The sequence below is a fragment of the Eikenella corrodens genome (assembly GCF_900187105.1).
Classification (GTDB): Bacteria; Pseudomonadota; Gammaproteobacteria; order Burkholderiales; family Neisseriaceae; genus Eikenella; species Eikenella corrodens.
The window spans coordinates 1,779,610-1,802,830 of the sequence record NZ_LT906482.1; the positions used below are offsets into that span (position 1 = coordinate 1,779,610).

At 55.5% G+C, this 23,221-nt stretch carries 19 protein-coding genes, 2 tRNA genes and 1 pseudogene; 16 read left to right on the forward strand and 6 right to left on the reverse strand.

The annotated features are described in order from the left end of the window. The 9 genes from CKV94_RS08935 to CKV94_RS08975 all read left to right on the forward strand — a co-directional run bounded on the left by CKV94_RS08935 (position 1) and on the right by CKV94_RS08975 (position 9,642). Complete coding sequence (locus tag CKV94_RS08935; RefSeq protein ID WP_003821941.1) at positions 1 to 585, forward strand: hypothetical protein; 585 nt, start codon at positions 1 to 3, stop codon at positions 583 to 585. Positions 586 to 699: 114 nt separating this feature from the next. Continuing rightward, entirely contained in the window at positions 700 to 1,314 is a 615-nt protein-coding gene (gene prfH, locus CKV94_RS08940) for a peptide chain release factor H (RefSeq protein ID WP_003821940.1), read from the forward strand. Between the two features lie 386 nt (positions 1,315 to 1,700). After that, entirely contained in the window at positions 1,701 to 2,411 is a 711-nt protein-coding gene (locus CKV94_RS08945; protein WP_003821938.1) for a helix-turn-helix transcriptional regulator, read from the forward strand. 119 nt (positions 2,412 to 2,530) lie between these two features. Next, positions 2,531 to 3,124 carry a glutathione S-transferase family protein gene (locus tag CKV94_RS08950; RefSeq protein ID WP_035579735.1) on the forward strand — a complete coding sequence of 198 codons (594 nt, stop codon included), beginning with the start codon at positions 2,531 to 2,533 and terminating at the stop codon, positions 3,122 to 3,124. A 220-nt stretch (positions 3,125 to 3,344) separates the two neighbouring features. Then, positions 3,345 to 4,430 carry a DNA polymerase IV gene (gene dinB, locus CKV94_RS08955; RefSeq protein WP_003821936.1) on the forward strand — a complete coding sequence of 362 codons (1,086 nt, stop codon included), beginning with the start codon at positions 3,345 to 3,347 and terminating at the stop codon, positions 4,428 to 4,430. A 179-nt stretch (positions 4,431 to 4,609) separates the two neighbouring features. After that, on the forward strand, positions 4,610 to 6,889 hold the full coding sequence (gene pflB / locus CKV94_RS08960; RefSeq protein ID WP_003821935.1) for a formate C-acetyltransferase: 2,280 nt from the start codon (positions 4,610 to 4,612) through the stop codon (positions 6,887 to 6,889). A 195-nt stretch (positions 6,890 to 7,084) separates the two neighbouring features. After that, the gene (pflA, locus tag CKV94_RS08965; protein ID WP_003821933.1) at positions 7,085 to 7,900 is read left to right on the forward strand and encodes a pyruvate formate lyase 1-activating protein; all 816 of its coding nucleotides are present in this window, start codon (positions 7,085 to 7,087) and stop codon (positions 7,898 to 7,900) included. Positions 7,901 to 8,017: 117 nt separating this feature from the next. Further along, on the forward strand, positions 8,018 to 8,767 hold the full coding sequence (locus tag CKV94_RS08970; protein ID WP_023886315.1) for a DUF4261 domain-containing protein: 750 nt from the start codon (positions 8,018 to 8,020) through the stop codon (positions 8,765 to 8,767). Between the two features lie 194 nt (positions 8,768 to 8,961). Further along, positions 8,962 to 9,642, forward strand: coding sequence for an IS1595 family transposase (locus CKV94_RS08975; RefSeq protein ID WP_049257889.1), 681 nt, complete (start codon positions 8,962 to 8,964; stop codon positions 9,640 to 9,642). Positions 9,643 to 9,652: 10 nt separating this feature from the next. Here the strand turns inward: CKV94_RS08975 and CKV94_RS08980 are convergent, their stop codons facing one another. After that, a complete protein-coding gene (locus tag CKV94_RS08980; RefSeq protein WP_088384379.1) occupies positions 9,653 to 10,288 on the reverse strand; it encodes an IS1595-like element ISEco1 family transposase in 636 nt (211 codons plus the stop codon). Between the two features lie 114 nt (positions 10,289 to 10,402). Between CKV94_RS08980 and CKV94_RS08985 the strand changes: the two genes are divergently transcribed. Next, positions 10,403 to 10,675 carry a VOC family protein gene (locus CKV94_RS08985; RefSeq protein WP_231934010.1) on the forward strand — a complete coding sequence of 91 codons (273 nt, stop codon included), beginning with the start codon at positions 10,403 to 10,405 and terminating at the stop codon, positions 10,673 to 10,675. A gap of 167 nt (positions 10,676 to 10,842) precedes the next feature. On the opposite strand, the gene CKV94_RS08990 is transcribed toward CKV94_RS08985, so the two are convergent. After that, positions 10,843 to 12,027: a sugar transporter gene (locus tag CKV94_RS08990; RefSeq protein ID WP_003821927.1), complete on the reverse strand. Its 1,185-nt coding sequence runs from the start codon at positions 12,025 to 12,027 to the stop codon at positions 10,843 to 10,845. Positions 12,028 to 12,221: 194 nt separating this feature from the next. Next, the gene (gene cadR, locus CKV94_RS08995; RefSeq protein ID WP_003821923.1) at positions 12,222 to 12,629 is read right to left on the reverse strand and encodes a Cd(II)/Pb(II)-responsive transcriptional regulator; all 408 of its coding nucleotides are present in this window, start codon (positions 12,627 to 12,629) and stop codon (positions 12,222 to 12,224) included. A 96-nt stretch (positions 12,630 to 12,725) separates the two neighbouring features. On the opposite strand from cadR, the gene CKV94_RS09000 reads away from it, so the two are divergent. From CKV94_RS09000 to CKV94_RS09010, 3 genes and pseudogenes are all read left to right on the forward strand, one after another. Beyond that, on the forward strand, positions 12,726 to 13,622 hold the full coding sequence (locus tag CKV94_RS09000; protein WP_004364974.1) for a cation transporter: 897 nt from the start codon (positions 12,726 to 12,728) through the stop codon (positions 13,620 to 13,622). A gap of 3 nt (positions 13,623 to 13,625) precedes the next feature. Next, the gene (gene lspA / locus CKV94_RS09005) at positions 13,626 to 14,138 is read left to right on the forward strand and encodes a signal peptidase II (RefSeq protein WP_003821921.1); all 513 of its coding nucleotides are present in this window, start codon (positions 13,626 to 13,628) and stop codon (positions 14,136 to 14,138) included. Between the two features lie 21 nt (positions 14,139 to 14,159). Then, positions 14,160 to 15,449 (forward strand): annotated as a pseudogene (locus CKV94_RS09010) (ISL3-like element ISPpu12 family transposase). 35 nt (positions 15,450 to 15,484) lie between these two features. On the opposite strand, the gene imm45 reads toward CKV94_RS09010, so the two are convergent. The 3 genes from imm45 to CKV94_RS09030 all read right to left on the reverse strand — a co-directional run bounded on the left by imm45 (position 15,485) and on the right by CKV94_RS09030 (position 18,675). Further along, the gene (gene imm45, locus CKV94_RS09020) at positions 15,485 to 15,766 is read right to left on the reverse strand and encodes an Imm45 family immunity protein (RefSeq protein WP_003821908.1); all 282 of its coding nucleotides are present in this window, start codon (positions 15,764 to 15,766) and stop codon (positions 15,485 to 15,487) included. Positions 15,767 to 15,869: 103 nt separating this feature from the next. Then, positions 15,870 to 17,225 carry a prephenate-dependent tRNA uridine(34) hydroxylase TrhP gene (gene trhP / locus CKV94_RS09025; RefSeq protein WP_035579870.1) on the reverse strand — a complete coding sequence of 452 codons (1,356 nt, stop codon included), beginning with the start codon at positions 17,223 to 17,225 and terminating at the stop codon, positions 15,870 to 15,872. A 199-nt stretch (positions 17,226 to 17,424) separates the two neighbouring features. Then, positions 17,425 to 18,675, reverse strand: coding sequence for an NAD(P)/FAD-dependent oxidoreductase (locus CKV94_RS09030; RefSeq protein WP_003821904.1), 1,251 nt, complete (start codon positions 18,673 to 18,675; stop codon positions 17,425 to 17,427). A gap of 477 nt (positions 18,676 to 19,152) precedes the next feature. Between CKV94_RS09030 and recB the strand changes: the two genes are divergently transcribed. The 3 genes from recB to CKV94_RS09045 all read left to right on the forward strand — a co-directional run bounded on the left by recB (position 19,153) and on the right by CKV94_RS09045 (position 23,204). Further along, the gene (gene recB / locus CKV94_RS09035; RefSeq protein ID WP_003821902.1) at positions 19,153 to 22,878 is read left to right on the forward strand and encodes an exodeoxyribonuclease V subunit beta; all 3,726 of its coding nucleotides are present in this window, start codon (positions 19,153 to 19,155) and stop codon (positions 22,876 to 22,878) included. A gap of 151 nt (positions 22,879 to 23,029) precedes the next feature. After that, positions 23,030 to 23,105, forward strand: a tRNA-Gly gene (locus CKV94_RS09040). A gap of 23 nt (positions 23,106 to 23,128) precedes the next feature. After that, a tRNA-Gly gene (locus CKV94_RS09045) sits at positions 23,129 to 23,204 on the forward strand. The last annotated feature ends 17 nt before the right edge of the window (positions 23,205 to 23,221 follow it).

Here is a 23,221-nt window from a genome sequence, read left to right on the forward strand (position 1 = left end):
ATGAAAATCATCAGTAAATTTAAAGATTTTTATGATCACAAAGTGGCCAAATACGGTATCGATCCCGTGCTGGTGTTCGATCGCCGCCAGAGCCCCGAAGCCGAAATCCTGCGCAGCCTGCCTAAGCCGCCGGCCGAGTGGAAGAAGGAGTACGGTGCCTGCGCCGTAGTATCCGAGCTGTATATCGGTAACCTGCGCGTGTTTCTGTTTGCCACCGAGAAGCAGGTGTATAGCTCATACGACATCGATACCGTGTATCTGCAACACCGCCGCCACCGCTTTCCCCTGAGTATGGTGCGCTTTCTCGACGGCAGCGAATACTGCCTGCCGCAATGCCATAACTACTATTGGCCGGGGTATCGCCACTACCAAACGCCCGACTTCAGCCCCCGCCGCTGCAGCCGCAGCCATCCCATAATCGCCAAATACCGCCATACGCCGCTGCTGCTCGTCTATTACGCCGACCCAAACCGACCCACCCGGCTCGACAGTCGCCAAGATTTTGCTGAAAACCCGCAACTCTCCAGCCTCGGTGTGTACTTCAACCCCGATATCGTGTGGCAACACCTGTGCGAATACCTGTAGCAGCTCAAAAGCGAGGCCGAAACCAGCCCGGCTGTGCCTGATAAAGACAAAATCGGTAACAAAGGCTTCGATGCCAAGCATTCGTTCCGGTCGAAAATGAAAAGGAATTAAACCATGATTTATCTGCAAATTTCTACCGCCCAAGGCCCGGCCGAATGTCAGATGTTTGCTCGTTTTGCCCTGCAAAAAATCCTGCGTGAGGCTGAAGCGGCAGGCGTGGAGGCCGAAATATTGGAACAAACCCCGAGCAAACACGGCATCCTCTCCGCCGTGCTCAAACTCTCCGGCAGCCGTGCCGAAAGCCTGGCCACAGGCTGGCAGGGCACGCTGCAATGGGTGTGCCCCAGCCCGCTGCGGCCGCAGCACCCGCGCAAAAACTGGTATATCGGCGTGTTCAGGCTACCTGAAATTCCCGCGCTGCCGGAAAGCGAAGGCATCGAATTCCAAACCTGCCGTGCCGGCGGCAAAGGCGGGCAGCATGTGAACAAAACCGAATCCGCCGTGCGCGCCGTCCACCTCGCCAGCGGCATTGCCGTGCGTGCCGAGGGCGAGCGCAGCCAGCACGCCAATAAAAAACGTGCGCTGGGGCTACTCGCGCTCAAGCTGGCCGAACACCACCAAACCGCCCTGCGACAGCATGCCGCCGATGCGCACAAATCGCTCTACCAAGTGGAGCGCGGCAATCCGCGGAGAGTGTTTAAGGGGGAAGGTTTCCGCGAGCAAGGTTGATGGCTATGGCGGCTAGAGTGGATTTGCTTTGAATCCGGGCAATGTGGTGAGCCGTGCATGGATCGGGCAGTGCGGTCAAGCGAACCAACAGCTCTGGTTTAAAATAAATTCATGCAAAAAGGCTACCTGAAACTTTCAGGTAGCCTTTTTCGGTGAGCTGAACCATCATGCAGCAAGTGCCACGCCGTTGCTGGTGTTGGCTTGTTCTTATCAGTTTTCAGGTAGCATGTAGTTAGCTCTCTCAGATGGGAAGTGTATCGACTGCTTAGTTGGAGTTTATCCAGCTTGCCGCTGTCAACTGCAAATGCGGTATCATCCCTAATTATTTTCAGGTAGCCTCCCATTCAAGCAGTCAGGCTACCTGAAAAACCATCCGGAGATTCATCATGCCCAGCCGTACCGACCGCCTGCTCAAACTCTTGCAGCTTCTGCGTGCCAGCCGCCATCCGAAAAGTGCGCGGCTGTTGTCGCAGGAGCTGGGCATCAGCGTGCGCTCGGTGTATCGCGATATCGATACCTTGCGCGGTCAGGGCGCGGTGATTGGCGGGGAAGCAGGCGTGGGTTTTGTGTTGCAGCGGGATTGCAATCTGCCGCCACTGATGTTTAGCGAAAACGAGCTGGAAGCGCTGATGTTGGGCATGCGTTGGGCGGCAGCGCATGCCGACGGCGAAATGGCTGAGGCGGCGCGCTCGGTGTTGGGCAAGGTGCACGCGGTGTTGCCGGCACGCCTGGCCGAGCAGGCGGCGGCGCATGCGGTGTATCCGATGGGCGGCACGGCGTATGGGAGCGGCGAAGCGCAGGTGTTGGCGCTGGTGCGGCAGGCTTTGCGGCAGGAAACGGCGCTCAGCTTCAGCTATACGGATTTGCGCGGGCAGGCCAGCAGGCGCACGGTGTGGCCGGTGGCGCTGGGCTATTTGGATGATGTGCGGCTGTTGGCGGCCTGGTGCACATTGCGGCAGGCCTTCCGCCATTTCCGCTGCGAACGCATCACGCAAGCCCAAATCGGCGCGGCCTATCCCATGCAGCACCGCCTGCTGCTGCAATGCTGGCGGCAGCAGGAAGGGCTGGATTTGAGCGCGTTTGATTTGAGCCGCTAGTGTTGATTTCGTTTCAGCTATGGCCTTGGCTGCTGACAAAAACTGACACAGCCATGGCGTATCATGGCGGCACTTCAGGCTACCTGAAAGCACAATCAACTGTTTTAAAAGGAAATATCATGAGAAAAATCACCCTCTATACCGTGCACCCTTCGCGCGGCAACAATGTACGCTGGATGCTGGCCGAATGCGGCGCGGATTACGACACCGTGACGCTGGATTACTCGCAGCTCAAAGAGGCGGATTATTTGGCCATCAACCCGATGGGCAAAGTGCCCGCCATTAAGCACGCCGGACAAGTGATTACCGAGCTGCCCGCCATCCTCACCTATCTGGCCGAGCTTTTCCCCGAAAAAAGGCTGATCCCGGCTGCGGGCACGCCGGAGCGCGGGCAATACTACCGCTGGCTGTGGTTTGGCACGCAGCTCGAATACGCCATTCTCGACCGCTGGCAGCAAGTGCCTCAGAGCGAAGATCGGCGCCGCTCTATCGGCTATGGCGATTTCGATACCGCGTTGCACACCCTGCAAACCCTGCTGGCCGACGGCCGCGAATACGCTGTGGGACAACACTTTAGTGCGCTCGATTTATACTTGAGCGGCCTCTTGGCTTGGGGCATGTTCCGCACCCAAGTGGTGCCAAACGTTGAGCCGTTTGCAATCTATATGCAGCGGCATTTGCAACGGCCGGCAGCGAGGGAGGCGCAGGAGTAGGGAGTAGGTACGTAAAAGGCTACCTGAAAGCGGAGCGGAATTTTGATGAAGCTAACTTTCAGGTAGCCTTTTAGTAAGCGTGTGATATAGAACTTTCGTGGTTATATCAGCAAGCGGTAGGAGGGCAGACTCACTTATAGCAGCTTGCTGAGATTAGGCTACCTGAAACGAGATTGTGCTTCCGTTATAATCCGTATCTTCCCCATTCGCCCAGCTAGCCATGCCTGCCGCCCGCAAAATCATCCACATCGATATGGACGCGTTCTACGCCTCGGTAGAGCTGCGCGAGCAGCTGCATCTGCGCGGCAAGCCTTTGGTGGTGGCTTGGGAGGGCGGCCGTTCGGTGGTGTGCGCCGCTTCCTATGAGGCGCGGCGTTTCGGGCTGCATTCGGCCATGCCCGCCGCCACTGCGCGGCGGCTGTGCCCGCAGGCTGTGTTTGTGCCGCCGCGTTTTCATCTGTATCGCGAAGTGTCGCAGCAGATTCATGCCGTGTTCCGGCAGCACACCGATTTAGTCGAGCCGCTCTCGCTGGACGAAGCCTATCTGGACGTTACTCATAACAAGCAAAACCTGCCTTATGCCAGCGAAATCGCCGCTGCTATCCGTGCCGAAATCCTGCGCCAAACCGGCCTCACCGCCTCGGCTGGTATCGCGCCGAATAAGTTTCTCGCCAAAATCGCTTCCGATTGGCGCAAGCCCAACGGCCAATTCGTGATCCCGCCGCCGCGCATCGCCCAATTTTTGCTCACCCTGCCGCTGGGCAAAATTCCCGGCGTGGGCAAAAAGACTCTGCAAAAAATGCACGCCCTCGGCCTGCAAACGGCCGGGGATTTGCAAAAAATGCAGCGCGGCGAATTGGTTAACCTATTCGGCCGCTGGGGCTACCGCCTCTACGACCTCGCCCGCGGCATCGACAACCGCCCGGTGCAGCCGCAGCGCGAGCGTTTGCAGATTTCCACCGAAATCACCCTGCCGCAAGATTTGCCGCTTAGTAAAATCGTCCGCCACCTGGCTGATTTGGCGAAGGATTTATGGGCGCAGGCGCAGCGCAAACAAGTGCAGGCGCACACGCTCACGCTCAAGCTGAAAACCGCCGATTTCCACATCCTCACCCGCTCGCAAACCTATTCCTCCGTCCTGCCCGATGCTGCCGCGCTGGAGCAGGCCGCCCGACAGCTGGCTCAGCGCATGCCTGCCGGCCGCGACTACCGGCTTATCGGCTTGGGCATCAGCCACCTGTTGCCACAGGGTAGTCAGCCGGAATTGTGGGCAGAGCAGGGTATAGATACAGGAAAGGCTACCTGAATCACTTATGCTTCTAATCTGTTGATAAATAATAATTAAAAGACAAAGTTTGATTTACATCAATGGAAGGCTGATTAACTAGAGTTTTCTGCCCAAAGTGGCATGGAGCGTGCTATTCTTTACAGTGAATTTTAATTGGCAACGTTATTTTATTTGCTCATACTAAACAGGAGGTTAATATGGCTTCAGCAATAGAACGTCCAGCTGCTTGGGCAGGCTTTGCAGGTGGCGATTGGGAAAACAGCATCGATGTGCGTGATTTCATCCAGAAGAACTACACCCCTTATGAAGGCGATGGCAGTTTCTTGGCTCCGGCCACTGAAGCCACCACCAAGCTGTGGGCGGAAGTGATGGAAGGCATTAAGGTTGAGAATAAAACCCACGCGCCGTATAAGATTGATGCGCAAATTGTTTCCGGCATCACTAGCCACGGTCCCGGCTATATCGATAAAGATTTGGAAACCATCGTTGGCCTGCAAACCGACGAGCCGCTGAAACGTTCCATCATGCCTTTCGGCGGCCTGAAAATGGTGAAAGATTCTTGCAAAATCTACGGCGTGGAACTGAATCCTGAAGTGGAAGAAATCTTCACCAAATACCGCAAAACCCACAACCAAGGTGTGTTTGATGTGTATACGCCCGACATCCGCCGCTGCCGGAAATCGGGCGTTTTAACTGGTTTGCCCGATGCCTACGGTCGTGGCCGCATCATCGGCGACTACCGCCGTGTGGCGCTTTACGGTATCGACCGCCTGATGGAAGACAAAACCGAGCAGTATCATTCTTTGCAAGCCGATTTGGAATCTGGCCAAAACTTGGAAAGCGTTATCCGCCTGCGCGAAGAAATCAACGAGCAGCATATTGCGCTGAAACAGATGAAGGAAATGGCAGCCTCTTACGGCTACGATATTTCCGGCCCGGCCAAAAACGCGCAAGAAGCCATCCAATGGACTTACTTTGCCTACCTCGCCGCCGTGAAATCGCAAAACGGCGCCGCAATGAGCTTCGGTCGCGTGTCTTCTTTCTTGGATATCTACATTGAGCGCGATCTGAAAAATGGTGTGATCACCGAAAGCCAGGCACAGGAATTCATCGACCACCTGGTGATGAAACTGCGTATGGTTCGTTTCCTGCGCACGCCTGAATACGATCAACTCTTCTCTGGCGACCCGATTTGGGCCACCGAATCCATCGGCGGCATGGGCTTGGACGGCCGCACGCTGGTCACCCGCACCAACTTCCGCGTGCTGCACACCCTGTACAACATGGGCCCGTCTCCCGAACCGAACATCACCGTGTTGTGGTCGGAACAACTGCCGCAAGGCTTCAAAGAGTTCTGCGCCAAAGTGTCGATCGATACTTCGTCTATCCAATACGAAAACGACGACCTGATGCGCCCCGACTTCAACAGCGACGACTACGCCATCGCCTGCTGCGTGAGCCCGATGGTAATCGGCAAACAGATGCAGTTCTTCGGCGCACGCGCCAACCTGGCCAAAACCCTGCTGTACGCCATCAACGGCGGCGTGGACGAAAAATCCAAAGACCAGGTCGGCCCGAAAACCGAGCCGATTAAAGACGAAGTATTGGACTACGACACCGTGATGACCCGCATGGACAGCTTCATGGACTGGCTGGCCACCCAATACGTAACCGCGCTGAACATCATCCACTACATGCACGACAAATACAGCTACGAAGCCGCCCTGATGGCGCTGCACGACCGCGATGTGCGCCGTACTATGGCTTGCGGTATTGCCGGTCTGTCTGTGGCTGCCGACTCGCTGTCTGCCATCAAATATGCCAAAGTGAAACCGATTCGCGACGAAAACGGGATTGCCGTGGACTTCGAAATCGAAGGCGAATACCCACAGTTCGGTAATAACGACGACCGCGTGGACAGCATTGCCTGCGATTTGGTAGAGCGCTTCATGAAGAAAGTATCCACTCACCCGACCTACCGCAACGCCATCCCGACCCAATCGGTACTGACCATTACGTCGAACGTGGTATATGGTAAGAAAACCGGTAATACCCCGGATGGTCGCCGTGCCGGTGCGCCGTTCGGCCCGGGTGCCAACCCCATGCACGGCCGTGATGTGAGCGGTGCGGTGGCTTCGCTGACTTCTGTAGCCAAACTGCCGTTTGAGTTTGCCAAAGACGGTATTTCCTACACCTTCTCCATCATCCCCGGCGCACTGGGCAAAGACGAAAGCTCCCGCGAACGCAACCTGGCCGGTATGATGGACGGCTACTTCCACCACGAAGCTGGTGTGGAAGGCGGCCAGCACCTCAACGTAAACGTGCTCAACCGCGAAATGCTGATGGATGCGATGGAACACCCGGAAAAATATCCGCAACTCACCATCCGTGTGTCCGGCTATGCCGTGCGTTTCAACTCGCTCACCAAAGAGCAGCAGCAAGACGTGATCACCCGCACCTTCACCAGCCGGATGTAATCATGCCCAGCTAGCTGGAATCAGTGCCGGAATCCCTTCCGGCACTTTTGTTTATTCCGGTTTTCAGGTAGCCTCACTCCTGTGCCCAGGCTACCTGAACATTTATAGCCCAAACAGGGTAGGGCAGGCTTTCAGTCTTCTACCTAAACGCTTCAAGCCATAAAGGCTACCTGAAAACAACACACGCCAACCACCATGCCAGAAACCATCCCTATTAGTTCCGATACTTCGCCTAAAAAGCAGCCTGACACCCGCGCCCGCCCCTACGAAGGCATCGGCTACGTCCACTCCGTAGAAACTGGCGGTGCCGTAGACGGCCCCGGCCTGCGTTTCGTCCTCTTCATGCAGGGCTGCTTGATGCGCTGCCTCTACTGCCACAACCGCGACACTTGGGATAGGCACAGCGAAAAAGAGCTGCACTTCACCGTGCCCCAGCTCATGCAGCAAGTGCTCTCCTACAAACACTACTTCCGCGCCACCGGCGGCGGTGTAACGGCTACCGGCGGCGAGCCCCTGCTGCAATACCAATTCATCCGCGATTGGTTTGTGGCCTGCCGCGAGCACGACATCCATACCTGTCTCGACACCAACGGCTACGCCCTGCACTACGACAGCGCTATGGAAGAGCTGCTGGACAACACCAATCTCGTTATGCTTGATCTTAAACAAATTGATCCCGAGATTCACAAAGTGCTGGTCGGCATCCCCAACACCAAAGTGTTGCACTTTGCCCGCTATCTGGCCGACCGAGGCCAGCCCACCCGCATCCGCTATGTGGTCGTGCCCGGCTACACAGACGACGACCGCTCCGCCCATCTGCTCGGCGAATTCATTGCCGATATGCCCAACGCTGACACCGTGGAACTCCTTCCTTACCACGAACTCGGCGCCCATAAATGGGAGCTGTGCGGCGACGAATACAAGCTCAAAGGCGTGTCTCCCCCGCCCAAAGAAACCATGCTGCGGATAAAGGAGATCATCGAAAGCTACGGCAAGCAAACCATCGTGTGAGCCGCAGTGGAAAGCAAACTAAGGCTACCTGAAAACCCCCAAATATTTTCAGATAGCCTTTTTACCGCCATCCCCCTTATACTGCCCACTTTCCCACTCATTCCCGAAAGGCTCATCATGCGCCACGCCCAAGGCTTTGTCCTGCTGAAAGAAAACCGTTTCGACCCCGCCCGCTTCCTGCATACCCTGCAACACGAATGGGGCATCAGCCCGGACGAAGGCGAAGGCATCACCAACGAAGACGGCATCCTCAACTTCAACGTAAACGGCCTGCTCTGCGCCCTCTCCCTCATGCCTGCGCCGCTGCCCGACGGCGAAGCCGAACAAAATGCCGCCTTTAATTACTACTGGCCGGAAGCCGTGGAGGAAACCGCCAAACATCAGGCGCACATCCTGCTTGTCGTGATGCCTCTTGGCGAAACCGACGCTACCCCGGTCGACGTGATGGCGCTCTACAGCAAACTGGCCTGCGCCGCCCTGGCCGACGAAAACAGCATCGGCATCTACACCTCCGGCACCGTTTTCGCCCCCGATTTCTACCGCGACGTATGCAGCAGCCTGCACGAAAACGAACTACCCATTCCCGCCTGGATATTTATCGGCCTCTACGGCAGCGAAGAAGGAAGCAGTGCCTACACCATCGGCCTGGAGCAATTCAACAAAATGGAGCTCGAAATCCTCAACAGCGAACAAGAGCCTGCCGATTTGCACGCTTTCCTGTGCAACATCAGCGACTACCTTATCTCGCAAAACGTTACCCTGCAAGATGGCGAAACCATCGGCTTTTCCGCCGAAGAAAAACTCTCCATCACCCGCTCCCCGGCTGTAGCCGGCGTGGCTGAAGAAACCCTGAAGATCGACTACTGAACAGTGTTGTTTCAGGCGATCTTAATGGAATAACAGTGGAAGAGCGGTAGTGCTAACAAATTCTTAGTAAGGAGGAAAATCATGAAGTACGATAATTTTTGGGGCTGTCCTAGATAACTAAGTTAGACTATCTTTTACTATTTGTTTTGGGGCTTAGGAAGCAAAATCACTCAATATAGTGATAAGCTTCTGAAATAAATTTAAAAAACAAGTACCAAAAGTTCAGTAAAATTACCGAGCCCAAATTTCGCCAGCTCCTGCGGCTGTTTGCTTTGGATTTGACTGCCTCCGATACCGCAAAACTGACGGGTGTCAGCATCAGAAGTGTCAATAACCTGTACCTGAAATTGCGCCGGCGTTTGGCTGACGAATGCGGGAGGCAGGCACCTTTATACGGCATTGTAGAATTGGACGAATCCTATTTTGGTGCCAAACGCATCAGAGGCAAACGCGGGCGCGGTGCGGGTGGGAAAACCATCGTTTTCGGCATTTTGAAACGCGGGGACAAGGTTTATACCGAGATTGTTCCCGATGCCTCCAAGGCAACGCTGCAAAAGGTCATTAGAGGTCGTGTCGGTATCGAGAGTGTCATCAATACCGACGGTTGGCGCGGTTATCAGGGATTGGTTGACATGGGTTTTGCCAAACATTTCAGGGTACATCATGGTGACAATGAGTTTGTCCGTGGTACGCGGCATATTAACGGTATTGAATCTTTTTGGAGTTACGCCAAGCATCGCTTGGTGCAATTTAACGGGGTGCCGAAACATACGTTTTACCTGCATTTAAAAGAAACCGAGTTCCGCTTCAATCACAGGCATGATGATTTATATAAAATACTGCTGAGAATGTTGCGGGAAAATCCTTTAAAATAAATTTTGCTTCCTAAGCCCCTTGTTTTAACATGGCAATTTGAGATTTCATTTCATTGTTGTTAAATCGCCATTCGCACTCTTTCAAATACAGCTCGAAATGCTTTTTCGGAATGCCGTTGAATTTACGCAAATGGCGTTTGGCCTGACTCCAGAAGTTCTCAATCCCGTTAATGTGGTTTTGCCTGTCTGCAAAACAGGTACGGTGATTGATGCGCAAGTGGTTAAACTCGCTAACATCCAATACATTGTAGGCACTGTGGCAATCAGTATAAACCACGCTGTCCGGCCTTACCTTCTCCCGGATAGTCGGCAGCAGGGTAGCCGACTGCGTATTGGCTACGGTAACGGTGTAAACCTTACCGTTACGCTTCAACAGTCCGAATACCACCACTTTTCCGGCTGCTCCGCGACCGCGTTTGCCTTTGCGGCAGCCGCCAAAATAGCTTTCATCTGCTTCTACTTCTCCATCAAACATTTCCAAGTGTTCGCAACGATTAAAGATAAGCAAGCGTAAACGGTGAAAGTAGTAGGCAGCGGTGTTTTTATTGACTCCGGCCAATTCAGCGGCAGTACGGGCAGTTGCTCCTGCAACGAACAATTCGATCAGTTTGTTTTGAACGGGCTGGCTGAGGCGACTTTTTCTCATAGGAATATTTTAATCAATTTTGAATATTCCTGGTTATCTAGGACAGCCCCTAATTTTTTCTTTCCCGCCGATGATCTTGCTACAAGCTGCCGCTTTTACCAAGATGTGCTGGATTTGCCCGTTAAATTCGACTTTTCTGAAAACGGCATGGTGGCTTTTCGGGTAGGTAACGAAGAAGCCGCCATCATCCTCAAAGAACGGAAAAAATTCCCCGATATGGCTCCTACTTTGTGGATTGAAGTGGAAGATGTGCGGGCAAAATATGCCGTATTGCAGGGTAGGAATATCCGTTTCCTAAGCGAGCCATTCCGTATCCGTACCGGATGGGCAGTGGAATTTGTCGATCCGTCCAGCAATCGGTTGGGGTTGGTTGATTATCAGGAGTAAACGCAAATTAGAGCGTTCATGGAACCGAAAAGAATATGAGCAGCTAGCGCATAGATAAAGGCTACCTGAAAGTGCCGACAAGCATTTTCAGGTAGCCTTTTGTATGGTAGGCAGTAGTTGAGTTGGTGGTTGTTAGCCAGTCTTTTTATCGACTCGACCACTCAATCTCAAGCCGGCTTTGTTTTAAAGCCAAGCTGCGTCCACGCGAATACTGCCAGCGCAGCAACGGCAAGGGTAGCGCCTACCCAGCCTAGTGCGCCCAACCCCCAGTGGCGCGAGATGATGCCGCCTAAGAGCGCGCCGCCGCCGATGCCGATGTTGTAGCTGCCCGAGTAAATCGCATTGGCCACATCGGTGGCATCCGGCGCATAGCGGATCACGTGTGCAACCATGCTCAAGCCCAGCACACCGATACCGATGCCCCAGACCAGCGAGAGCGCAAACATCGCCGCCGTACTGTCGCCTAAAGGCTTAAACAGCAGTAATGACACCAGCAGCAGCACCGCCGAGCCAATCAGGGTGGGGTTGGGGTGTTTCGGGTAGAAGCGCGAATACAGCCAGCTGGCCGCCATACCAGACAAACCGAACACCAGCAACAGCGCCGTGGCCGTATCCGGCGGCATATGGGTGATTTCCAGCACATAAGGCTCGATGTAGCTATAGGCCGTGAAATGCGCGCTCACAATTAGCACCGCCATCGCATACATCCCCAACAGGCGTGGGCGTTTGGCCAACAGCGGCAAGCTTTTGAGCGAACCCGCGTTTTTGCTTTCCAGGTGCGGCAGGATTTTGGCCAACAGCACCATCACGCCCAAGGCCAGCACGCCGATCAGTGCGAAGGTAAACCGCCAGCCCAGCCACTGCCCCACCAGCCGCCCCAGTGGCAAGCCCAACACCGTGGCCATGGAAGTGCCCAACGACATCCAGCCCAAAGCCTGCTGCCGCCTGCCCGCCGGCGCCAGGCGCATCACCAGCGAGGCGGTAATGGCCCAAAACAGCGCATGGGTAAAGGCAATCAGCACACGCGAAGCCAGGAGCACGGGAAAGCTCCAAGCCACGGCAGACAGTCCATGCCCGGCCACAAACACAACAAACAACGCAAGCAGCAGCCTGCGCCGCTCCGCATTGGCCACCAGCAGCATCAGCGGCAGCGAAGCCAGCGACACCACCCAGGCATACACGGTAATCATGATGCCCGTGTCGGCGGCAGACATATTAAAGCCCTTGCCGATGTCGGTAAGCATGGCGATGGGGATGAATTCGGTGGTGCATACCACAAAAGCGGCCACCGACATGGCAAACACGCGCAGATAGGCCAGCAAGATGGGGGCGTGGGGGTGATGTTTGAGCATAGCGTAGATGACAAGCGAAGTAAGGTTTTCAGGTAGCCTTTACCGGCTGGGGAACGGGATAATTTGCTATCAGATAAACCTCTTCGGCACGGCAAGTTTCATATATCGGGTAAGCGGATTAAATGGTTGATCTTACCTTTGCATGAGAGTGAGACAGACTAGCATCTCATCGGATTATCTGGTTGATGCTTCACCTACTGCTGGTGCATGTTTCCTTCGCTAATTCCAGCAAGAACCCCACACGCCTCAACTTCCCGGTCATCGTTGCAACTCGCTCTCAGTGAAACGAGTTGTTTCTCAAGCGCTTGCAGAGCGGTTATCTGCGACCGCACATGAGAGATGTGATCATCGAGCAAGGCGTTGACGGCGGTACAAGGCTGATGAGGGTCGTCCTGATAGCTCTGTAGTTCGTGAATCTCAGCCAGTGACAGGCCCAGGATTCTGCAGCGACGGATGAAGGCCAGCCCCTCACCATGCTTCTCGGTATAGACACGGTAACCGTTGTCCTGCCGATCAGGCGGCGGCAATAAGCCCTGCTGTTCATAGAAGCGGATCGTCTGTGTTTCGACCCCTACCAACCGCGCCAACTGACCAATGCGCATCAGCCTCCTCCCCAACGGATTCTTTACTCTATTGACCTTATAGTAGCTTTATAGTTTAAAATGGTACCACAACATTGTTCAAGTGGATGTAGTATCATGAGCAAATCCTGTGGTGGCGCCTGTGGCGGTGATGCAACGTCCGCAGCGGATACCGATATACAGGCCTCCTCCGAGGCGCCAGGGAGATGGGTCAGTGTTTATGCCGTGCCGAAGATGGACTGTCCATCAGAAGAACGAATGATTCGCCTAGCCCTGAACGGCTTTGAGGAGATTCGGGCGCTGTCCTTCGACTTGTCGAACCGCCGGCTGAAGGTCGTGCATGACGGCGAGGTCGAGCCCGTCACCTCGAAACTGAAGACCTTGGGGCTAGGCGCCTCGCTTCAGGAAACCGTCGCTGCAAATCCGGAGACCATCAAGGCCGCCGAGTTTTCGGCAGCTTCTGCTAAGCAAGAATCCGGGACCCTGCGCTGGTTGCTCGGCATCAATGCACTTCTGTTCGTGGTGGAAATGACTGCCGGTTTGATCGCCCGGTCCACCGGCCTGATTGGAGAATCCCTGGACAATTTTGCCGATGCGGCGGTGTACGGGCTTGCCCTTTATGCGGTTGGACATAGCGTGAAAATGCAGGTACGTGCCGCGCATCTTGCTGGTGTACTGCAACTGATCTTGGCTGTGGGCGTGCTCGTAGAGGTGGTGAGACGCTTTGTATTCGGTAGTGAGCCTGAATCGCTGGTGATGATGGCTATCGCATTCGTCGCATTGATTGCCAATACCAGTTGTCTGCTGCTCATATCCAAACATCGGGAAGGCGGGGCGCACATGAAGGCAAGCTGGATATTCTCGGCCAACGACGTGGTGATCAACCTGGGGGTCATCACCGCCGGCGCCCTGGTCGCGTGGACCGGTTCCAATTATCCGGATCTGATTATCGGCACCATCGCGGGGGGCATTGTACTTAACGGTGCCAGACGCATTTTGGCGTTGAAGGGTTAAATAATGCTCATTATTGGCAAAAAGCTCTCGCCGTATGCCCTATTGTCCATATCGGGCCTGCTGGCAGCGTCTGATCAGGCTGTAAAGTGGCTGGTGCAGCAATCAATGGCCTATGGCGAGTATGTTTCGGTGACCCCGTTCTTTAACTGGGTGCACCTATGGAACACCGGTGCCGCATTCAGTCTTTTTGCGAATGGTGGAGGCTGGCAGCGCTACTTTTTTATCGGAATCGCGGTAGTGGTCTCGATTTTTCTGATCAAGCTGATCCTTGAAAATCGTCATAAAGGAGAAGCCATCGCTTACAGTCTTATCCTCGGTGGCGCCATGGGCAACCTGATTGACCGGGTCTTTCGCGGCTATGTTGTGGATTCCTTTGATTTCTATTGGCGAGACTGGCATTGGCCGGCCTTCAACCTGGCTGATATTGCAATTGTCCTCGGTGCCTTACTTTTCGTTTCCAGCAGCTTGTTGGGTAAAAAAGCAAACACCAATGCCGAGTCGGATGGATCTGACTGACACCTACGCCTATACAACACCATGACCGAACTTCCCGACAACATCCTTCACCTGCCGCAATACCAAGTACTGGGCTGCAAATCAACCGACGACGAAATGCACTTCCAGGTGGACGTGCCCGATCCCATTGCCTGCGAGGAATGCGGCGTGTAGGGTGAGTTCGTACGGTTCGGCAAGCGTGACGTTCCCTATCGTGATCTGCCCATCCACGGCAAGCGGGTCACTCTCTGGGTGGTCCGCCGCCGATACACCTGCCGGGCCTGCAAGACAACATTCAGGCCCCAGCTACCGGAGATGGTGGACGGATTCCGTATGACACTGCGGCTGCATGAGTACGTGGAGAAGGAATCCTTCAACCACCCCTACACCTTTGTGGCGGCACAGACCGGCCTGGACGAGAAGACGGTGCGCGACATCTTCAACGCCCGCGCCGAGTTCCTGGGGCGCTGGCACCGCTTCGAGACGCCCCGCATCCTGGGCATTGACGAGCTATACCTGAACAAGCGCTACCGCTGCATTCTGACCAACATTGAGGAGCGAACCCTGCTCGACCTGCTGGCCACCCGCCGCCAGGACGTGGTGACCAACTACCTGATGAAGCTGAAAGACCGGCAGAAGGTCGAGATCGTCAGCATGGACATGTGGAACCCCTACCGGGCAGCGGTCAAGGCTGTACTGCCCCAGGCCCGTATCGTGGTCGATAAGTTCCATGTGGTGCGCATGGCCAACGATGCCCTAGAGAGAGTGCGCAAGGGCCTCAGAAAGGAGCTGAAACCGTCCCAGAGCCGGACTCTCAAGGGAGACCGGAAAATCCTGCTGAAACGCGCTCACGAAGTCTCAGACCGGGAGCGCCTCATCATGGAGACCTGGACAGGCGCGTTCCCGCAACTGCTGGCCGCCTACGAGCACAAGGAGCGCTTCTACGGCATCTGGGACGCCACCACACGGCTCCAGGCAGAAGCCGCCCTGGACGAGTGGATAGCCACCATCCCGAAGGGCCAAAAGGAAGTCTGGAGCGATCTGGTCAGGGCAGTGGGAAACTGGCGTGAAGAGACCATGACCTACTTCGAGATGGACATGCCCGTCACCAACGCTTACACGGAGTCCATCAACCGACTGGCCAAGGACAAGAACCGTGAAGGGCGCGGTTACTCCTTCGAGGTGATGCGGGCACGAATGCTCTACACCACGAAGCACAAGAAGAAGGCACCGACTGCGAAGGTCTCTCCTTTCTACAAGAAAACCATCGGTTACGGACTGCCGGACTTCGCAGAGGAACTCAACTACGGAGTCGATCTATCAACCATCTGAGGGTGGTATCAGATTGATGGGGTGAAGGTGCCCCATCAACCATTAAATCCGTATACCCCATATATCCATCGATTCCAATTATCTACCACCCATTCCCGGCTGATACCTGACGCGCCAGCCAGCTCGGCTTCTTGCGGCAGTTTCACCAAAACCAATCCCGCCTTATGGCCGGTGGCAACCAGCAAACCAAACCTTCTGTCGCCATCTGGCAGCTCCACCAACATCAAATCAACATATTCCTCATGCGGATATGCGCCAGGCAGGCGAAGAACCATTCCACGCTTCAAGTTGCCGTGATAATCAAGCAGTTTTTTCATGATTGAGCCTTATGCCAGTGCTGGGCGTTTCTGAAATATAGGCTACCTGAAATGATTGGCAACAGTTTTCAGGTAGCCTTTAAACCCTGATTCGGCAGACGGGTTAAGGATTCAATATTCTTGCAATTAGCGCCTTATCCTTGCCCGCCATATTCGGAATCTGCACTTGAATGCCGTTGCCGGGGGCCACTTCCGCCGCTTCGCCCCTGCGTTTCATGGCTTGTAGCACGATGGTTTGGTTGCCCTGCGGGTGGATGATTTCCAGCGTGTCGCCCACGGCGAAGCGGTTTTTCACTTCCACGGTGGCCCAGCCTTCGGCGTCGATTTCGGTAACGTGGCCGACGTATTGGCTCTGTTTGGCTACGGAATGGCCGGTGAGGTAGTTTTGGTAGTCTTGCGTTTGGTGGCGCTCGAGGAAGCCGGAGGTGTAGCCGCGGTTGGCGAGGCCTTCGAGTTCGGCCAGCAGGCTGTAGTCGAAGGGGCGGCCGGCTACGGCGTCGTCGATGGCTTTGCGGTAGGCCTGGGCCACGCGGGCGACGTAGTACACGGATTTGGTGCGGCCTTCCACTTTGAGGCTGTCCACACCGATGCGGGCGAGCTCGGCCACTTGCTCTACGGCGCGCAAGTCTTTGGAATTCATGATGTAGGTGCCGTGTTCGTCTTCCATAATCGGCATCATTTCGCCGGGGCGGTTGCTCTCTTCGATGAGGAAGATTTTATTGGCGGCGGGGTGGCGCACTTGGCCGTTGATGCCTTCGAAGGCGGCGTTGGCTTCTTCTTGGGCTTTGTTGAAATCAAAGCCTTGCAGCAGGCGGGCGTCGCCCATTTCGTCGATTTCGGCGGGGTGGACTTTATAGTCCCAGCGGCAGGAGTTGGTGCAGGTGCCTTGGTTGGGGTCGCGGTGGTTGAAGTAGCCGGAGAGCAGGCAGCGGCCGGAGTAGGCGATGCAGAGTGCGCCGTGTACGAATACTTCGAGCTCGACATTGGGGCATTCTCGGCGGATTTCGGCGATTTCTTCCATGCTCAATTCGCGCGACAAGATGATGCGTTCCACGCCGATTTTCTGCCAGAATTTCACGCCCCAGTAGTTGGTGGTGTTGGCCTGCACGGAGAGGTGGATGGGCATATCTGGCCAGCGTTCGCGGGTAACCATAATCAAGCCGGGGTCGGCCATAATCAGCGCGTCTGGCTTCATGGCAACCAGCGGCTCCATATCGGCCACAAAGGTTTTGAGCTTGCTGTTGTGCGGCAGGGTGTTGACGGTGAGATAGAACTTTTTACCGCGTGCGTGGGCTTCGGTAATGCCGGCCTGCAATACGTCGAGCTTGGCGAATTCGTTGTTGCGGGCACGCAGGGAATAGCGCGGGCTGCCGGCATACACGGCATCGGCGCCGTAATCGAAGGCGGTACGCATACGCTCGGGTCCGCCGGCGGGGAGAAGGAGTTCGGGAGATTTCATGGCGTGATTCAAATGGGATAAGGGGGTAATCGGAATAGAAGCGGTTTGCTTTCAGGTAGCCTTTAAGTTATTCGGAGATGCTTTAAACGATTTTCAGGTAGCCCCTTAAGCAGGCTACCTGAAAACGAAGTTTCTGCGAAGCTAAAACTTTGGCTTCCACAGAAGCGGCAGTAAAACGGATTATAGCGCAAAACGGCGGCTAACCGGCTTCGGCGGTGTCGTGTTTGGGCGCGGGCTCCCAAATCTGCGAGGTGAAGAGTTGCGCATCGTGCACATAGGGGTTGTTTTGATCCCACACATAGCCAGCAAACACGGCGCTTAGCATACGGTCGGTTTCCGGCGTGCGCTGGCCGCTGAAAATCATGTCTTGCAGCGTGCCGGAATACCAAGCCTCCACATAGTGCCGGAACACGTTTACGCCAGACATCAGCGGGCGGGCGAATTCGTTTTGCCAGTTCACCTGCTGGCCGTTCAGTTGGCGAGCCACCAAATCGGCGGCGAGCTTGGCCGAGTGGGTGGCGATGGTAACGCCGGAGGAGAATACCGGATCGAGGAATTCGGCGGCATTGCCCAATAGGGCGAAGTGGCGGCCGTAGAGCGATTTTACGCTGGCGGAATAGCCAGGCAGGTAGATGAAGGGGAAGTCGTTATCCCATTGTGCGTTTTTCAAAATGCGGCGTAGGAACGGCACTTCCAGGGCAAATTTTTTCAGGATAACGGCAGAGCTTTCCTGCCCGAGTTTTTCAGGTAGCCCCACCACGCCGATTGAAGCGCGGCCGTTGGAGAAGGGAATCAGCCACAGCCAAATATCGCGGTGTTCGGGGTGGACGCACACTAGGTTTTTATTGCGGTCGAAGGACTGATCGGTGATGTGGTCTTCGATATGGGTAAAGTGCACGTGGCGTACAGGCAGGTCGGAAGGAATGTCCCAGCTGAGCATGCGCGGTAACACGCGGTGGTAGCCGCTGGCATCCAGCACGAAACGCGCGCCCAGCACATAAGGATCGCCGCCTTCCTGCTGCACCACCAGTTTGGCGAAATCGCCATGGTTGTCGAAGGCTTTCACCGTGGAGCCGAACTGTACGGTTACGCCTTGCTTGATGGCTTCGTCGATCAGGATTTTATCGAAACGGGCACGCTCTACATTGAATGCGGTGGATGGGCCGGAGGAGAATTTATCGGTGAATTTGAAGCTGGTGTTGCGTTCGCCCCAGGAGAAAGCGAAGCCGTTTTTATATTGAAAGCCGAATCCGGCCTGCACGGCAGGTAGGAAGCCGGCCTCATGCAGCAACTCTATGCAATGCGGCAGTAGGCTCTCGCCGATAACGAAACGCGGAAAATGCTGCTTTTCCACCACACAAACATTGAATCCCCGCTTGTTCAATAAAGCAGCCGCCACTGCCCCAGAGGGGCCGGCGCCGATGATAACGACGTCGTAATGCTGAATCATGTTTTCCCTTTAATTATTGGTTTCTGCTCAGCTGCAATTGGTTGGTTGTAAGTAGTGGCAAGATTATTTGTTTTCAGCCAATCAGCCATTGCCTTCCATTACATGGCAGCATGGGCTTGAATGGTTTGAAAACTATTTATGATTATTAATAATTGGACAAAAATTGTCCAAAACCAACCGCCGTGGGCAACACGGCACGACCTTTGCCTGTTTGAGCAGTGTTGCCCGGTAAGCAATAGGCCTATAGGCTACCTGAAAGCAATTACTCTGCCAAGCTATATTTATTTTTAAATTAGCGGATTAACTTTATTCCTGCCACAGCGTATGTTGGCATTAATGTGCTTTCGAGTCTTGTTAGCGGTTTACAGCCCGGCATCGGCAGCAAATTTGTCCGCTAACGCCCGCAGACAGCTTGCTGGACAGGACGTACAATAATGCCCATTATCCATGGCTACTTGAAACACCAAGGACTCCACCATGCAGGATTTCCACGTTGCACAACTGCCGCTGCCGCCGCAGGGCACCCACCTTGTCGAGGCTTCCGCCGGCACGGGCAAAACCTACAGCATTGCCGCGCTGTTCACCCGCCTGGTGGTGCTCGAAGGCTGGGCGCCGGAAAACATACTGGTGGTTACCTTCACCGAAGCCGCCACCGCCGAGCTGAAAAACCGCCTGCGCGCCCGGCTGGGCGAAGTTTTGGCTGCCCTGCAGAGCGGGGAGACGCCGGCCGATGAGTTTCTACAACACCTGCTGGCCGAAGCCTTGGCCAAACAAGAGCGCAGCAAACTCATCCTGCAGCTGCAGGCCGCCCTGTCCGGCTTCGATACCGCCGCTATCTACACCATCCACGGCTTCTGCCTGCGCGTGCTGGGCGACTACGCCTTCTTGTGCGGCGTGCCCTTCGAGCTGGAAACCGGCCCCGTCGACACCGCCGCCCGCCTGGTGGCCGCACAGGATTTCTGGCGCGAACACGTGGCCGACCACCCGCAAAACGCGCGCATCGCCGCCCGCTTCGGCATCACCCCCGCCTCCGTGCTAGCCGAATTTTCAGGTAGCCTCAAACGCGCCTTTTTGGACTACAGGCTACCTGAAAACCGCCTGACGCAAATACAGAAAGGCCTCCATGCCGCTTGGCAGAAGCTGCAACGGAATGTGGAGGAAATCGAAGCCGTGTACCGCCGCATCAAGCCGCAGCTTCACGGCGGCACATTCAATGCCTCCATCGACACCCTGTTTACCGAGCTCCGGCAAGCCGCACAAGAAGGTTTGGAACAACCCGTGCTTTCCAAGCCGGACAGGCTGCTGTGTTTTGAAGAAAACGCCCTGCGCAACAGAATCCGGAAAAACCAGCATATTGAAGAAGCCGACATCGCCGCACTGCAACCCTTGGCCGTGTTTGGCCGCCGCCTGGCCGAAATCGACGATGCCGAGCAGGAAGCCGCCATCCGCCTCAAGCTCGAATGTTTAGGCTACCTGAAAACCCGTTTGGCCGAAGACAAACGCCGCAGCTCGCGCCGCGACTATGATGATTTGCTGCTCGACGTGCATGCTGCCCTGTCCAACCCCGAACATCCCGAGCAAGCCGAAGCGCTTGCCCAAGCCCTGGCTGCCAAATGGCGCGTGGCGCTCATCGACGAATTCCAAGACACCGACCCGCTGCAATACGCCATTTTCCACACCGCCTTTATCCGCCAAGGCGTGCCTGTATTTTTGGTGGGCGACCCCAAACAGGCCATCTACGGCTTTCGCGGTGCCGACATCCATGCCTACCTCGCCGCTGCCGCCGATACCGCCCCCGAGCAAAGCTATACCCTGCACACCAACTACCGCAGCCACCGCGATTTGGTAAACGGCATCGGCCATCTGTTTGCCGCCCGCAGCCGCCCTTTCGTGCTGCCGCAGATTGCCTACCCCGCCGTGCAGGCCGCCCGCGCCGAGAGCCTGCTCAGCCCTGCGCCCGAAGCCGCCGTGGCCGTGCGCTGGATCAATCCATCTGCCGAAGATGGCAAACTGCCGAATAAAGATTTCTTGCGCGAACTTTCTGCTAACTATTGTGCCCGCGAAATTGCTGCAAGATTAAACCAAGCTTTTTCAGGTAGTCTCATGATTGAGGGTAAAGATAGTAAAAAAAACAAACCGTTACATCCCGGCCAAATTGCTGTGTTGGTACGTAAACACGAAGAAGGAGAAATGGTCGCGCGCGCGCTCAAACGTCGGGGCGTGCGCAGCGTATTGCTACAACAGCAATCGGTGTTCGACACGCCCGAAGCCGAAGCCCTGCACGCCCTGTTGCTGTTTTGGCTGGCCCCGCAGCAAACCGAATACCTGCGTTTCGTGCTTGGTGGCATTTTCTATGGCTACACCGCGCAAGACCTGGCCGAATTGAACGGCAACGAAAACCGCCTGGCCGAGTGGATAACCCTGGCCGAAACCGCCGCTGAAGCCTGGCAGCAGCACGGCATCTACACCGCGCTCACCCGCTTTGCCCGCCAAAGCGGCCTCGAGCAGCATCTTCTGCACACCCGCAACGAACGCAGTTTCACCAACTTCCGGCAGCTGGCCGAAATCTTGGCGCTGGCCGCTGCTGAATGTGCCAGCCCAGTCGCATTGGCGCAATGGTTGGAAATGCGGCTGAAAAGTAGCAAGAAAAACAAGAAAAGCAAAGAAAATAAAAATGATAGGGAGGATAAGGGAAATAAAGAATACCAGCTGCGGCTGGAAAGCGATGAAGACTTGGTGAAAATCGTTACCATGCACGCCGCCAAAGGGCTGGAGTACCCGCTGGTGTTTTGTCCTTTCGTGTGGGATACCAGCGACAAATTGGTGCAAGATTGGAACATCATCAGCCAAAGCAACGGCCGCAACCTGTTGTTGGCGAAAGCCCAGCTGGACGAAGAAGACGAGCGGCAGCTGTTTGCAGAAGACCTCGGCGAACGCCTGCGCCTGCTGTATGTCGCGCTCACCCGCGCCCGCGAGCAGCTCGTGCTCTACGCCGCCCCCTGCAGCAACACCCCGGAAAACACCTTCGCCTATCTCTTGGCCGAAATAGGCGAAGATGACTGCCAAGCCATCCGTGATGATTGGCGCGGCCTGAAAGGCCAAGCCCTGACCGAAGCCCTGCGACAGGCTTGGCTTAAGCGCATCCAAAGTGCCGCGCCCGGCCAGTTGCAATGGTTGGAAGGCGAGCCGCCCGAAGCCAATTACCGCGCCCGCAACGAACAGCAGGGCAGTTACCGCGCCCTTGTGCTGCCCGAGCGGCCGCTGCAATTTATCCGCCACACTAGCTTTACCGGCCTGAGCCGCCAAACCCTGACCGCCGAAGAGTGGCTACCTGAAAACCTGTTGGCCGATGAAAACCCCGCTGCCGAAACAGAGAGGCTACCTGAAAACGAGCGCAGCGAGTTTCTGCGAAGCAAAAATGTAAGCGACGAGTTGCGGGCCAACGGCCAAAATGTAGTTCAGCCAAACGGGCAGGGCAACTTGTGGTTAAATGAGGCCGAAACTGCCTTACTAGCTTTCCCTGCTGGTACCCAGCCCGGTATCTGCCTGCACAGCATTTTGGAACAAACCGATTTTGTCCACCTCGCTGCCGAACAAGCGGCATCCTATGCCGATATCTTGGACAAACACGGCTTCGAGGCTGAAGCATGGTTACCGGCGGTGTTGGAAATGGTAGAGGCCGTGCGCCGTGTGCCGTTGGCAGAGAATATGCAGTTGGCCGATATTCCCGCCGATAGCCGCGTGGCGGAAATGGGCTTCGTGCTGCACCTGCACGATTTCGGTTTGAAACGTCTGCGCCGCTGGTTTGCCCGCTCCGACATCGGGCTACCTGAAAACGCCGCCGCCCACCTGCCGCAGCTGGATTTCCACGCTGTAACTGGTTTCCTCAACGGCTTCATCGACCTGATTGCCGCAGGCAAAAACGGCAGGGTATGCGTTATCGACTATAAATCCAATCACTTGGGCAGCCGTTTGGCCGATTACGGCCGAGCCGCCATGAGCGCGGCGGTGAGCGAACACCATTATTACCTGCAAGCGCTGATTTACGCCGTAGCCACCGCACGCTACCTGAAACAACGCCGAGCCCTGCCCGAATACATCCATGTGCGTTACCTGTTTGTGCGCGGCTTAAATCCGCATGGCCAGGAGGGCTTGTGGTGCTGGGACATCCCCGTTTCCGCTCTGCAGGAATGGCTTGAATAGCTGCAGTCGTGCCGGCAGGACAAGGAGTGGCAGAAAAATCAGCATAAATAACAATCCTTAGCCAAGTTTTCCAGAATGGATATTGACTATTTGGCAAATCTGCCTATAATATGCCCCTTTCGTAAGTACGGCGCAGCCGGAAAACACCCAAGCGGGAATAGCTCAGTTGGTAGAGCGCAACCTTGCCAAGGTTGAGGTCGCGAGTTCGAGACTCGTTTCCCGCTCCAAGTTTCAATCATCCGAATCCCAAGCGGGAATAGCTCAGTTGGTAGAGCGCAACCTTGCCAAGGTTGAGGTCGCGAGTTCGAGACTCGTTTCCCGCTCCACTATCCACTTATTGATT

Excerpts from the sequence above, each read along its gene's own strand:
- cadR (WP_003821923.1), bottom strand. The coding sequence starts at position 12,629 with ATGCGCATTGGTCAGTTGGCGCGGTTGGTAGGGGTCGAAACACAGACG.
- lspA (WP_003821921.1), top strand. The coding sequence starts at position 13,626 with ATGCTCATTATTGGCAAAAAGCTCTCGCCGTATGCCCTATTGTCCATA.
- CKV94_RS08935 (WP_003821941.1), top strand. The coding sequence starts at position 1 with ATGAAAATCATCAGTAAATTTAAAGATTTTTATGATCACAAAGTGGCC.
- pflB (WP_003821935.1), top strand. The coding sequence starts at position 4,610 with ATGGCTTCAGCAATAGAACGTCCAGCTGCTTGGGCAGGCTTTGCAGGT.
- CKV94_RS08970 (WP_023886315.1), top strand. The coding sequence starts at position 8,018 with ATGCGCCACGCCCAAGGCTTTGTCCTGCTGAAAGAAAACCGTTTCGAC.
- trhP (WP_035579870.1), bottom strand. The coding sequence starts at position 17,225 with ATGAAATCTCCCGAACTCCTTCTCCCCGCCGGCGGACCCGAGCGTATG.
- CKV94_RS08980 (WP_088384379.1), bottom strand. The coding sequence starts at position 10,288 with ATGAGAAAAAGTCGCCTCAGCCAGCCCGTTCAAAACAAACTGATCGAA.
- CKV94_RS08945 (WP_003821938.1), top strand. The coding sequence starts at position 1,701 with ATGCCCAGCCGTACCGACCGCCTGCTCAAACTCTTGCAGCTTCTGCGT.
- dinB (WP_003821936.1), top strand. The coding sequence starts at position 3,345 with ATGCCTGCCGCCCGCAAAATCATCCACATCGATATGGACGCGTTCTAC.
- CKV94_RS09030 (WP_003821904.1), bottom strand. The coding sequence starts at position 18,675 with ATGATTCAGCATTACGACGTCGTTATCATCGGCGCCGGCCCCTCTGGG.
- CKV94_RS08990 (WP_003821927.1), bottom strand. The coding sequence starts at position 12,027 with ATGCTCAAACATCACCCCCACGCCCCCATCTTGCTGGCCTATCTGCGC.
- prfH (WP_003821940.1), top strand. The coding sequence starts at position 700 with ATGATTTATCTGCAAATTTCTACCGCCCAAGGCCCGGCCGAATGTCAG.
- CKV94_RS09000 (WP_004364974.1), top strand. The coding sequence starts at position 12,726 with ATGAGCAAATCCTGTGGTGGCGCCTGTGGCGGTGATGCAACGTCCGCA.
- pflA (WP_003821933.1), top strand. The coding sequence starts at position 7,085 with ATGCCAGAAACCATCCCTATTAGTTCCGATACTTCGCCTAAAAAGCAG.
- CKV94_RS08950 (WP_035579735.1), top strand. The coding sequence starts at position 2,531 with ATGAGAAAAATCACCCTCTATACCGTGCACCCTTCGCGCGGCAACAAT.
- imm45 (WP_003821908.1), bottom strand. The coding sequence starts at position 15,766 with ATGAAAAAACTGCTTGATTATCACGGCAACTTGAAGCGTGGAATGGTT.
- recB (WP_003821902.1), top strand. The coding sequence starts at position 19,153 with ATGCAGGATTTCCACGTTGCACAACTGCCGCTGCCGCCGCAGGGCACC.